Raw genomic sequence first — 11486 nt, 5'->3', positions numbered from 1 at the left:
TCTATCTCCGCGAACTTCTCTCGGCTGATATCGCTGGGGTAGGGCTTTCTCTTCATCGGCCTATTATCACCAATGAAAGATCGTAAACAGGCTCTTATGGGGTTAGGCTGGCGCGGTCGTCGGTGCCTATTGGCAATTTATTGCGTCCGCATGGCAGGGATGCTGCAATGGTCGCCTTTCCGCAACGGGGCATCTTCGATGAAAATTCTGCGCGCACTCGTGCTTTTGTTGATACTCGCCGGGCTTTCCGGTTGCGGTTACAACGCCATGCAGCGGCAGGATGAGGTGGTCAAGAAGACCTGGTCCGAGGTGCTGAACCAGTATCAGCGGCGCGCCGACCTGGTGCCGAATCTGGTCAATACGGTTAAAGGCTATGCGCAGCACGAAGAGAAGGTTTTCGTCGAAGTGACCAACGCGCGCGCCAAGGTCGGCAGCCTGCAGGTCGACGCCGACACGATCAACGATCCGGAAAAGCTCAAGCAGTTTCAGGCCGCGCAGGGCGAGCTCGGCGGTGCATTGTCGCGGCTGATGGTGGTCAGCGAAAACTACCCGCAGCTGAAGGCCGACGGCCTGTTCCAGAATCTGCAGGCGCAGTTGGAAGGCACCGAGAATCGGGTGACCGTGGCGCGTAATCGGTACATCCAGTCCGTGGCCGACTACAACTCGATGATCCGCACGTTTCCGAACAACCTTACCGCCAAGATGTTCGGCTATCAGGTCAAGCCGAATTTCAGCGTGGATAATGAGAAGGCCATTTCCACCGCGCCGACCGTGGACTTCGGCAGCGGCACGCCAGCGCCCGCCGCCTCGGCACACTGACGATGCGCCGGCGCCTGTCGCGCCTGCTGTGGTTAATGGCGATGGCCCTGCTGTCGCCGGTGCTTCTGCACGCGGCGGATGCCGCGGTCCCGCAACTGGCTCGTCACGTCACCGACCTCACTGGCACGCTCAACGCTCAGCAGATCGAGCAGTTGGATTCGCAGCTGGTATCGCTGGAGAAGACCAAGGGCGCGCAACTGGTGGTGCTGATGGTCGGCACCACCGAGCCACAGGATATCGAGAGTTACTCGCTGGCCGTCGCCGAGGCCAACAAGATCGGCCGCAAGGGCACCGATGACGGCGTGCTGCTGCTGGTCGCCAAGAACGATCGTCATGTGCGTATCGAGGTGGGATATGGGCTGGAAGGTGCGATTCCCGATGCCGCCACGGCGCGCATCATCCGCGAATACATCGCGCCGAAATTCCGCGGCAACGATTACTTCGGTGGCATCAGCGACGCGGTCGGCGCGCTGACTCAGCTGATCGACGGCGAGCCGTTGCCGCCGCCGGTGCAGGGAAATGAAGAGCCGCAGCGCCGCGGACTGGGGTTAGAGCACGGTTTGATGATGGGCCTGTTTCTGGCGCTGTTTCTGCGCAGCGTGCTGGGTCGCGCCAGCGGCTGGGTTCGGGCGCCCATCGGCGCGCTGGTGACCGGCGGCCTGCTGTGGCTGCTGGTATCGGCCGGCGCCGGCATCATCGGCGCGCTGATCGGCGGCATTCTCATGCTCCTGCCTGGCGGTGGCGGCGGCTTCATTGGCGGCGGTGGCTGGGGCGGATTCGGTGGCGGCGGTTTCGGCTCCAGCGGCGGTGGCGGCAGCTTTGGCGGCGGTGGCTTCAGCGGTGGCGGCGGCAGTTTCGGCGGCGGCGGTTCGTCGGGGAGCTGGTGATGGCGCGACTGCAGCGACTGTTCACCAACCTGTTCGGCCAGTGGTTCGCCATGCGCCGGCGTTTTCCCGAAGCGCTGCTGGAGGAGATGACTGCGGCGATCGCCACCGGTGAGCGGACGCATCGGGGTGAAGTGCAGTTTGCGGTCGAGTCACGGCTGTCGCCGTGGATGGTGCTCGAAGGCGTCGACGCGGCGCTGCGCGCACGCCAAGCGTTCGGCCAGCTGCAGGTCTGGGATACCGAGCACAACACTGGCGTGTTGTTCTACGTGCTGATGGCCGAGAGGCGCATCGAGATAGTGGCGGACCGTGGCATCGCCAGCCGCGTTGGGCAGGCCGAATGGGACGATATCTGTGCCCGCATGCGCGACAGCTACGCCGACGGACGATGGCGCGAGGGCAGCCTTGCAGGCATCGCCGCAGCGCACGCACTGCTGCAGCATCACTTCCCCAGCGACGGCACGGATAATCCCGACGAGCTGCCGGATCGGCCGGTGCTGCTGTGAGAGCTTGTCCACGCGACTGAATCCCGGTGGGGCAAGCTACAATCGGCGTTTACATTCAGCCCCTTCTGTCCATGACCCAGCCTTTCATCGTCCAGTTCAACCCGGTGGCCTTTGGCCTGGGGCCTATCCAGGTGCACTGGTACGGGCTGATGTACCTGCTGGGTTTTCTGGCGGTGGCGCTGCTGGGCGAATATCGTCGGCGCCGTGGCCGCCTGCCGGTGAGCCGCGAGACGCTGAGCGACCTTTTTTTCTACGGCATGATGGGCGTGATCATCGGCGGCCGGCTTTGGTACATGCTGTTCTATTACGCCGGCGGCATTCACTGGATATGGACCGAACCGTTCGCGCTGTTCAAGGTGTGGGACGGTGGCATGAGCTTCCACGGCGGGCTGCTCGGCGTACTGGCAGCCGGCTGGTGGTGGTCACGCCGGCAGGGCCTGCATTTTTTCGACACCATCGACTTCGTGGCACCGCTGGTGCCGATCGGCCTTGGCCTGGGCCGGCTCGGCAATTTCATCAACGGCGAGCTGTGGGGCAAGCCCACGACGCTGTCGTGGGGCATGATTTTCCCCAATGCGCGACCGGATGACATCGCGTACGCCGAGAGCCATCCGACCTGGCTGCCTTCGCTGCAGCAGTTCGGTGGGTTGCCGCGCCATCCCTCCGAGCTGTACGAGATGGCGCTGGAAGGCGCGCTGCTGTTTGTGGTGATCTGGCTGGTTTCGCTGAAGCCGCGGCCGCGCTATCTGGTATCGGGTCTGTTTGGACTGCTATACGGCTGTTTCCGTATCGCGGTGGAATTCGTGCGCCTGCCCGATCCGCAGCTAGGGTATCTGGCCTTCGGCTGGGTGACGATGGGCCAGCTGCAGTCGTTGCCGCTAGTGGTGATCGGCCTGTGGCTGATTCTGCTGTCGCGTCGGGCGCCCACGCTGCCGCTCACGCCTGTGTCGGCGAAGGCCTGATCATGCGTCCTTACCTCGATCTCTTGCAGCATGTGCTGGAGCATGGCACCGAAAAATCCGACCGCACCGGCACGGGTACGCGCAGCGTGTTCGGCTGGCAGATGCGCTTCGATCTGGCACAGGGTTTTCCGCTGGTTACAACCAAAAAGCTGCATCTGAAGTCGATCGTGCATGAGCTGATCTGGTTTCTCCGCGGCGATACCAATATCGCCTACTTGAAAGAAAACGGTGTACGCATCTGGGACGAATGGGCCGACGCGGACGGCAACCTCGGCCCGGTCTACGGGCAGCAGTGGCGCGCCTGGCCGACCGCCGATGGCGCCGTGGTCGACCAGATCGCCTGGGTCGTCGACGAGATCAAGCGCAACCCCGATTCGCGCCGGCTGATCGTGAGCGCGTGGAACGTGGGCGAGCTGCCGAAAATGGCCTTGTTGCCGTGCCACAGCCTGTTTCAGTTCTACGTTGCCGACGGCAAGCTCAGCTGCCAGCTGTACCAGCGCTCAGGCGATATCTTTCTCGGCGTGCCCTTCAATATCGCCAGTTACGCGCTGCTGACGCATATGGTGGCGCAGGTGTGTGGGCTGGATGTCGGCGATTTCGTGCATACGCTGGGCGATGCGCACCTTTACAACAACCACGTGGAGCAGGCGCGGCTGCAGCTGACGCGCGAGCCTTACCCGCTTCCCACGCTAAGGCTCAACCCCGAGGTGCGTTCGATCTTCGATTTTCGCTACGAGGACGTAGCGATCGAAAATTACGTGTCTCATCCGGCGATCAAGGGTGCCGTCGCCGTCTGACCGGCGCCATGGAGCCGGTAACGCGCCGGCCTGCTAATATGCGTCGCCGCCGGCACTGACCCTTATGGTCGGGGGCCCCACCACTGATCGTGCTGCCCAAGGAATTTCATGGCTATTTCGTTGATTGCCGCGCTGGATGAGAACTTCGCTATTGGCCTGAAGGGAGAGCTGCCGTGGCATCTGCCCGACGACCTGCGCTGGTTCAAGCAGCTGACCAGAGGCAAGAACGTGCTGATGGGTTACAACACCGCCATTTCCATCGGTCGGGCGTTGCCGGATCGCGTCAACATGGTGCTTTCGCGCCGCCATGAGGCGCCGTTTCCAGGGCAGATCACGGTGCGTTCGGTGGAAGAGGCGCTGGCCCGAACCGATCAGACCGGCCTGATGGTGATCGGCGGCGGTCAGGTATTCGCCCAGGCCTTGCCGATGGCTCGCCGCATGTATCTGACCTGGGTGAGCGCGGCGATCAACGGCGCGGATACGTTTTTCCCGGGTACGCATTTCAGCGAGTGGACCGAAGTGTCGCGCGTGCATCACAAAGCCGACGCCGAGCATGCCTATGATTTCGACATGGTCGAGTATCTGCGCAGCAACTGATCGCAGCGCCGTTTTCGTCCCGGTCGCGCAGCGCCTACCGCCATGCATGTAATGGCTGGCCTGATGATCGACGGCGAGGGGCGCGTGCTGCTGGCCGAGCGGCCGCAGGGGAAACACCTTGCCGGCTTCTGGGAATTCCCCGGCGGCAAGCTGGAAGTGGGTGAGTTGCCGCTAGAGGCGCTCGCCCGCGAATTGCGCGAAGAGCTGGGCATCGAACTTCAGTCTGCCCAGCCGCTGATTCGTGTGCCTTGGACGTACGACGATCGTCGCCTCGTGCTGGATGCCTGGCGCATCGACGCGTGGCTGGGTGCACCGCAGTCGCTGGAAGGACAGGCGCTGCAGTGGTGCTACCCCGCGGCGATCGACCCGGAAAGCATGACGCCGGCCGATCGGCCGATCCTGCAGGCGCTGAGGCTACCGGCTACTTACGTGATGAGCCCCGCAGATGTAGCGTTCGATCAGCGTGACGTGTGGCTGAAGCGTATCCGCGAGGTATTCAGCCGCGGCGTTCGCCTGCTGTTGCTGCGTCTGCCGCTTTGGCCGGTCGAATCCGTTCGCGAACTCGCGCGGGATCTTTTGCCCGCCGCGCAAGCGCACGATGTGCAGCTGGTGCTAGACGGCGATATCGAGGGTGCCCGCATGCTGGGCGTCGGCGTTCAGCTCAGCAGCGAACAAGGCGCACTTCTGTCGGAACGGCCGCTGCCCTGGCGGCAGCTGGTCGGCGTCAGTTGCCATGCGGCATCCCAGCTGGCGAAGGCCACACAGATACAAGCAGACTTCGCGACATGGTCCATGGGCACCGAGTCCGTCGCGGAATCGCTTGATGCATCAGGGGCATGGACGAATTTTCAGTCACTGGCAGAAGAGGCATCGTTGCCCGTGTACGCTGATGGCGATACGGTTGCGATGACTATGGATCGGGCAAAAAGCAGCGGCGCGCAGGGCATCGTAACCACTGAAGCCTGGTAGGCTCCGCGGACCTTGCCGCTTGGGCAGAACATCTTCGCGATTTTTGCCGCACGAACTGAATCCAGCGTGGTCAGCTCATGTTTTGGCTGGTTCGATGCCTTTCCGCCAGGGCCAGAAATTTCCGATGCAGTTCGGCGACGGCGGCATCCAGAGCGGCCTCATCGCCACTGTTGTCGATCACGTAATCCGCCAGCGCCAGCCGCTCGGCCCGACTGGCCTGCTGGGCCAGCATGTTTCTGGCCAGGGTTTCATCGATGCCGTCGCGCAGCATAAGCCTGCTGAACTGCAGCGACTCCGGCGCATCCACCAGCAGAACGTGTTTGATCCAGCGATAGTGGCCGATGTTTTCGGCCAGCAAGGGAATGGCCAGCAGGCAGTAAGGCCCGGTTTCGGCGGCGACGCGGTCTCTCAGCCAGTCGCGGACCAGCGGGTGAATGATCGCCTCCAGCCTACGTCGCGCGGCTGGATCGGTGAACACTCGCTCGCGCATGGCGCGGCGGTCGAGCGTTCCTGTTTCGTCGAGTACGCCCTCGCCAAAAGCCTCCGCGACAGCCGTGAGGCCCGGCGTACCAGGGTCAACGACTTCGCGTGCCGCCAGGTCGGCATCGTGCACGTGCACGCCCAGCACTTCGAATCGGCGAGCCACCGCACTTTTCCCGGCAGCAATACCGCCGGTCAGGGCGATGACCAGTGTATTCGTCGTCATGCTTATCGCAGACCGGTCATCTGCATATACGATTGAAGAAGGTGATCGCCCGCCACGAACCAGACCCAGCCTGCCGCCGCAATGAAAGGCCCAAACGGCATCGGTATCTGGCTGTCGCGCTTGCGCACGATCATCAGGCTGCCGCCAGCCAGCGCGCCAATGAACGAAGAAAGCAAAACGATCGGCAGTATCGCTACGGGCCCCATCCAGGCACCGAGCGCAGCGAGCAGCTTGAAGTCGCCGTAGCCCATACCTTCCTTGCCAGTCAGCAGTTTGAATAGCCAGTAGACGCTCCACAGGCTCAAGTAGCCGATGGCAGCACCGAGGATCGCTGCCGGTGCCGCAACGAACATCGTGAGCAGCGCCAGCAGCATGCCTATCCAAAGCAGCGGCAAGGTCAGCTGATCGGGCAGAAGCTGCGTGCGGAAATCGATACCCGACAGCGCGATCAGAAACCAAGTGAGCGTGAGCCCGGCCAGCGCCGGCCACGACGGTCCGAATTTCCACACGATCACGGCGCTGAGCACGCCGGTGAGCAATTCCACCAGCGGATATTGAATGGAAATTTTTGCGCGGCAGTAGCGGCAGCGCCCCCGCAGCAACAGCCAGCCAAACAGCGGAATATTGTCCAGCGGCGAGAGCCGATGCTTGCACTGTGGGCAGTGCGATGGCTCGCGAACGATGCCGGGCGGCATTGGCGGGGCTTCGGCTTCCAGTTCCAGCACGTCGCGAGCTTCCTGCTCCCAGGCCGCGGCCATGCGCTCGGGCAGGCGCAGAATCACGACGTTGAGGAAACTGCCGACCAGTAGGCCGAGTACGCCGGCAAAAACGATCCATATCACCAGCGGCATCTCGGGCATAGCCTAGTCCTGATCGAAAAAACGCCGCAGAGTCGCCGGATCGCGGCAGCTCTGCGGCGTTTGGGAAGCAAATTTAGAATGTGCCGGCGAGCTTGAAGATAGGCAGATACAGTGCGATCACGATGCCGCCGACCAGTGTACCCAGCACCACCATGATCAGCGGTTCAAGCAGCGTGGAAAGCGTATCGACAGCGTTCTCGACCTCGTCCTCGTAGAACTCGGCGACCTTGAACAGCATATTGTCCAGCGCGCCCGATTCCTCACCGATGGCGACCATCTGAACCACCATATTGGGGAAAAGGCCGGTCTGCTTCATGGCGAGCTGCAGCTGATGGCCGACCGCAATGTCTTCACGCATCAGCCGCACGGCATCGCCGTACACAACGCTGCCAGTGGCTCCCGCCACGGCATCGAGCGCCTCGACCAGAGGAACGCCGGCGCGAAAAGTCACGCCGAGCGTGCGCGCAAAACGCGCAATGGCCGAGTTCCGCACGATGCCTCCCATCACGGGCAGCTTCAGCGCGACGCGGTCCATGAAATGAGCGAACTTCGGCGAGCGTTTTTTGGCGATGACAAGGGCAGCGATGCTGCCGCCGATGATGCCGATGACGATCCACCAGTAGCTTTGCATGAATTTCGACGCATCCACCAATATTTGGGTCGGTGCCGGAAGCTGGGCGCCGGCATCTTCGAAGGTCTTGGCGAACACTGGCACCACAAACAGCAGCATGATCAGGATGACGACGAAGACGACCGCCAGCACCATCATGGGGTAGAACAGCGCCTTCTTGATTTTCTTCTTCAGCGCTTCGGTGCGTTCCTTGTAGGTCGCGACCGTGTCCAGCACCGTGTCGAGTACGCCGGACGTTTCGCCGGCGTGGACGAGATTGCAGTAAAGCTCGTCAAACTGAACGGGATATTGGGCGAGGGCCTCATGCAGCGCGGCACCGCCTTCGATGTTCTGTTTTACATCGAGAAGCATGTTCTTGAAGCGGATGTTTTTCTGGCCGTCGGCAATGATGTCGAAAGACTGCACCATGGGTACGCCGGAGGCCATCATGGTGGCGATCTGGCGACTGAAGATGGCCACGTCGCCCGGCTTGACCTTCTTGCCGGTCGCGCCGAACAAGGGCTTGGAGCGTTCGCGCACGGTTTGCGGATTCATGCCCTGGCGGCGCAATTCTGCCTTCACCAGTGAGGCATTCTTGGCCGGCATGTCGCCTTTCATGCGCTTGCCGCGCTTGTCCAGCGCCACCCAGTCGTAGGTGGTCTGCTTGCTGACTTCGGCGCGTTGAGCACCGAGCGCGCGTGCCTTGTTTGCTGCTGCGTTAGCCGTGGCCATGCCTGTTTTCCCCGTGGTGCAGCCCAGAGCGGCCGGCGACTGATCGCCGGCTCGTTACCCCATAATTTAACGTACTTATCGCATCCACATCGTGCTCAAGCGCGCTATCCGTCTTTCAGTAAAGACCTAGTCCTTGGTCACCCGATCAATTTCCGCCAGGCTGGTGAATCCGTTTTTTACCTTCAGCATGGCCGACGCGCGCAGGTCGTTGATGCCCGCGGCCTTGGCGACTTCGGCGATCTGCAGCGCATTACCGCCCTTGAGCACGATCTTCTGAATGTCCTCGAGCATCGGCATCACCTGGTAGATGCCGACGCGTCCCTTGTAGCCTTCGTTGCAGCCGTCGCAGCCCACCGCCTCGTAGATGACCATGCCGGAGTCGATATCCGCCTGAGTAAAGCCGGCTTTGAGCAGCACTTCCGGCGGCAGGTCCTGCGGCTTCTTGCAGTCGTGCAGACGTCGCGCCAGGCGCTGAGCAATGATCAGGGTCACCGACGAGGTGATGTTGTAGGGCGCGATACCCATGTTCATCAGGCGCGCAATGGTCTGCGCGGCGTCGTTAGTGTGCAGCGTGGACAGCACCATGTGGCCGGTCTGCGCCGCCTTGATCGCGATTTCGGCCGTTTCCAGGTCGCGAATTTCGCCGACCATGATCACGTCCGGATCCTGTCGCAGAAACGAGCGCAAGGCGCTCGCGAAGGTCATGCCGCGTTTGACGTTCTGCTGCACCTGATTGATGCCCTCGACGCGGATTTCGACTGGGTCCTCCACCGTCGAGATATTGCGCTCGGGGGTGTTGAGCATGTTCAGGCCGGTGTACAGCGACACCGTTTTGCCCGAACCGGTCGGGCCGGTAACCAGCACCATGCCGTAAGGCTTGTGGATGGCATCGATATATAGCTTCTGCTGATCCGGCTCGTAGCCCAGCTTCTCGATGCCGATCTTCGCCGAGGAACCATCCAGAATACGCAGCACGATCTTTTCGCCGAACAGCGTGGGCAACGTGCTCACGCGAAAGTCGATCGCGCGGGTCTTGGACAGGTTCAGCTTGATGCGGCCGTCTTGCGGCGTGCGCTTTTCGGCGATATCGAGCTGCGCCATCACCTTGAGGCGAGACGAAATGCGATTGGCCATCTTCATCGGCGGGCTGGCGACGGCCTTCAGCATGCCGTCCATGCGCAAACGCACCCGGTACTGCGTTTCAAAAGGTTCGAAATGGATGTCCGAGGCGCCGCGACGAATCGCATCGACCAGAATCTTGTTGATGAACTTGACGACCGGGGCGTCGTCGTTGGCGTTGGCGTCGATGCCGGTTTGTTCGGCCTCGTCGTCGCCGCCTTCGAGGTCTAGGCCTTCGAGATCGCCACCGCCCAGATCGGGCATGGTGTCCCGCATGTTGTTGAGCAGGCTTTCGATCACCCGGGTCAGCGAAGCGCGTTCGACCAGAATCGGCTCCACCATGCAGTTGGAATGGAACTTGATCTCGTCCAGCGCATGCGACTGCATGGGGTCGGCGATGCCCACAAACAGCCGCTTGCCGCGACGGAACAGCGGCAGCGCCTGATGCTTGCTGATCAGGGCCTCGCTGATCACGTCCAGCGGCATATTGGTGGGGTTGAGCGATGCGACATCGATCATCGGCATGCCGAACTCCGCCGATGCGATCTGCGTAAGCTGAATGCTTTCGACGAGGTTGTGATCGAGCAGCCACGAGGCGAGGGTGGACTTGTTCTGGATACTGTCCGACATTGCCTTACGCACATCGGCCTCGGGCAATACACCCTCGGAGACCAAACGGCGCGCCATGCCGGATAGGCCTACCAGCGATGGCTGCAATTGTGACGACATGATTTCTGACCCCCGGCGCGTATGTGGTTGAATCTACCGCAGTTCGGTCGTCAGGTCATCCTTTATCCTGTCCCCATATCGCGGGGTTCGAGCCTCGGCGCCGGAGTGGGGCGAGCCACCCTGTTGCCGCTGACATCCAAGCGCGCTACTGCTCGTTTTGCCGCAGTGAAGCCTTATCCGCAGGCCGACCGTTGCGGGCTACTTTAGCGGCTGAGCGCGTCCAATAGTGCGCGGTGGCCTTAAATATCGATCTGACATGTGGCCGGAGACTGTGCCGCAAGCCCTGGCGCTTCACGCTATCATCCACATAAATGTAGGGGAGCCTCTTTGAACCACCTGAGCATCATTCTGCCCGCCAAGAACGAGGCACCCGCGCTGGCCGCACTCCTGCCCAAGCTGCGTTCCGCTTACCCCGATGCCGAAATCATCGTGGTGGACGATGGTTCCACCGACGACACGCCGGCGATCTGCCGCAGCAACGGCGTTGAATGCCTATCCTCACCCTATTCGATGGGCAACGGCGCAGCCATCAAACGCGGTGCCCGCGCTGCCACTGGCGAAATCCTGGTTTTCATGGATGGCGACGGCCAGCACGATCCCGCCGATATCCTCCGCCTCACGAACCAGCTAGAGCAGGGCTACGACATGGTGGTCGGCGCCCGCGACTGGAGCAGCCAGGCCGGCGTCGGCCGCGGCCTCGCCAACACGCTTTACAACTGGTTAGCCACCCGAATGACCGGTCACCCGGTGCTCGACCTCACCTCCGGGTTTCGCGCCGTCCGTGCGAACAAGTTCCGCGAATTCATCCATCTGCTGCCGAACGGCTTCAGCTATCCCACGACCAGCACCATGGCATTTTTTCGCAGCGCCTATGCGGTGGCGTATGTGCCGATCAAGGCGGCCGAGCGTATCGGCAAGAGCCACATCAAGCCGCTGCGTGACGGCGTGCGCTTTTTGCTGATCATCTTCAAGATCGCTACGCTGTATTCGCCGTTGAAGCTTTTTGTTCCAGCGAGTGCGGCGTTCTTCCTGCTCGGTTGCCTCAATTATGCTTGGACATTCCTGCATGGCGGACGCCTTACCAACGGCAGCACCTTGTTATGGAGCGCGGCAGTCATTGTGTTCTTGATTGGACTGGTATCCGAACAGATCACTGGATTGATGTATCGACGCGATGCCTGAACTCAGCCCCTCAA

The 11486-nt window shown here is 61.8% G+C and carries 12 protein-coding genes; 8 read left to right on the top strand and 4 right to left on the bottom strand.

What is annotated here, in order from left to right; genetic code table 11:
• The first annotated feature begins 198 nt into the window (after positions 1-198).
• The 7 genes from HDE76_RS19360 (at position 199) to HDE76_RS19330 (ending at position 5534) form a co-directional block, all read left to right on the top strand.
• On the top strand, positions 199-819 hold the full coding sequence (locus HDE76_RS19360) for a LemA family protein (RefSeq protein WP_179477433.1): 621 nt from the start codon (positions 199-201) through the stop codon (positions 817-819).
• A 2-nt stretch (positions 820-821) separates the two neighbouring features.
• Positions 822-1706, top strand: a complete 885-nt coding sequence (locus tag HDE76_RS19355; RefSeq protein ID WP_184509995.1) for a TPM domain-containing protein — start codon at positions 822-824, stop codon at positions 1704-1706.
• Positions 1706-2209, top strand: coding sequence for a TPM domain-containing protein (locus HDE76_RS19350; RefSeq protein WP_184509993.1), 504 nt, complete (start codon positions 1706-1708; stop codon positions 2207-2209). The genes HDE76_RS19355 and HDE76_RS19350 overlap by 1 nt, the downstream gene beginning before the upstream one ends.
• 71 nt (positions 2210-2280) lie before the next feature.
• On the top strand, positions 2281-3171 hold the full coding sequence (gene lgt, locus HDE76_RS19345) for a prolipoprotein diacylglyceryl transferase (RefSeq protein WP_184509990.1): 891 nt from the start codon (positions 2281-2283) through the stop codon (positions 3169-3171).
• Between the two features lie 2 nt (positions 3172-3173).
• Positions 3174-3968 carry a thymidylate synthase gene (locus HDE76_RS19340; RefSeq protein ID WP_179477429.1) on the top strand — a complete coding sequence of 265 codons (795 nt, stop codon included), beginning with the start codon at positions 3174-3176 and terminating at the stop codon, positions 3966-3968.
• A gap of 108 nt (positions 3969-4076) precedes the next feature.
• Positions 4077-4565, top strand: coding sequence for a dihydrofolate reductase (locus HDE76_RS19335; protein WP_184509988.1), 489 nt, complete (start codon positions 4077-4079; stop codon positions 4563-4565).
• A gap of 42 nt (positions 4566-4607) precedes the next feature.
• On the top strand, positions 4608-5534 hold the full coding sequence (locus tag HDE76_RS19330; RefSeq protein WP_184509986.1) for a Nudix family hydrolase: 927 nt from the start codon (positions 4608-4610) through the stop codon (positions 5532-5534).
• Positions 5535-5604: 70 nt separating this feature from the next.
• Here the strand turns inward: HDE76_RS19330 and coaE are convergent, their stop codons facing one another.
• The 4 genes from coaE to pilB form a co-directional block, all read right to left on the bottom strand.
• The gene (coaE, locus tag HDE76_RS19325) at positions 5605-6240 is read right to left on the bottom strand and encodes a dephospho-CoA kinase (RefSeq protein WP_184509984.1); all 636 of its coding nucleotides are present in this window, start codon (positions 6238-6240) and stop codon (positions 5605-5607) included.
• A gap of 2 nt (positions 6241-6242) precedes the next feature.
• Positions 6243-7100 carry an A24 family peptidase gene (locus HDE76_RS19320; RefSeq protein WP_184509982.1) on the bottom strand — a complete coding sequence of 286 codons (858 nt, stop codon included), beginning with the start codon at positions 7098-7100 and terminating at the stop codon, positions 6243-6245.
• 73 nt (positions 7101-7173) lie between these two features.
• Complete coding sequence (locus HDE76_RS19315; RefSeq protein WP_184509980.1) at positions 7174-8442, bottom strand: type II secretion system F family protein; 1269 nt, start codon at positions 8440-8442, stop codon at positions 7174-7176.
• Between the two features lie 126 nt (positions 8443-8568).
• Positions 8569-10290, bottom strand: coding sequence for a type IV-A pilus assembly ATPase PilB (gene pilB / locus HDE76_RS19310; protein WP_184509978.1), 1722 nt, complete (start codon positions 10288-10290; stop codon positions 8569-8571).
• A 327-nt stretch (positions 10291-10617) separates the two neighbouring features.
• On the opposite strand from pilB, the gene HDE76_RS19305 reads away from it, so the two are divergent.
• On the top strand, positions 10618-11472 hold the full coding sequence (locus HDE76_RS19305) for a glycosyltransferase family 2 protein (protein ID WP_184509976.1): 855 nt from the start codon (positions 10618-10620) through the stop codon (positions 11470-11472).
• Positions 11473-11486 lie beyond the last annotated feature (14 nt).

It is taken from the genome of Rhodanobacter sp. ANJX3, assembly GCF_014200755.1.
Lineage (GTDB): Bacteria > Pseudomonadota > Gammaproteobacteria > Xanthomonadales > Rhodanobacteraceae > Rhodanobacter.
Note: the sequence above shows the minus strand (reverse complement) of the source record. Positions and strands in the feature narration are given on the sequence as shown.

Bases quoted from the DNA above. Each gene is read 5' to 3' on its own strand.
- HDE76_RS19360 (WP_179477433.1), top strand. From the start codon at position 199: ATGAAAATTCTGCGCGCACTCGTGCTTTTGTTGATACTCGCCGGGCTT.
- HDE76_RS19315 (WP_184509980.1), bottom strand. From the start codon at position 8,442: ATGGCCACGGCTAACGCAGCAGCAAACAAGGCACGCGCGCTCGGTGCT.
- HDE76_RS19350 (WP_184509993.1), top strand. From the start codon at position 1,706: ATGGCGCGACTGCAGCGACTGTTCACCAACCTGTTCGGCCAGTGGTTC.
- HDE76_RS19340 (WP_179477429.1), top strand. From the start codon at position 3,174: ATGCGTCCTTACCTCGATCTCTTGCAGCATGTGCTGGAGCATGGCACC.
- HDE76_RS19330 (WP_184509986.1), top strand. From the start codon at position 4,608: ATGCATGTAATGGCTGGCCTGATGATCGACGGCGAGGGGCGCGTGCTG.
- HDE76_RS19355 (WP_184509995.1), top strand. From the start codon at position 822: ATGCGCCGGCGCCTGTCGCGCCTGCTGTGGTTAATGGCGATGGCCCTG.
- HDE76_RS19335 (WP_184509988.1), top strand. From the start codon at position 4,077: ATGGCTATTTCGTTGATTGCCGCGCTGGATGAGAACTTCGCTATTGGC.
- HDE76_RS19320 (WP_184509982.1), bottom strand. From the start codon at position 7,100: ATGCCCGAGATGCCGCTGGTGATATGGATCGTTTTTGCCGGCGTACTC.
- coaE (WP_184509984.1), bottom strand. From the start codon at position 6,240: ATGACGACGAATACACTGGTCATCGCCCTGACCGGCGGTATTGCTGCC.
- lgt (WP_184509990.1), top strand. From the start codon at position 2,281: ATGACCCAGCCTTTCATCGTCCAGTTCAACCCGGTGGCCTTTGGCCTG.
- pilB (WP_184509978.1), bottom strand. From the start codon at position 10,290: ATGTCGTCACAATTGCAGCCATCGCTGGTAGGCCTATCCGGCATGGCG.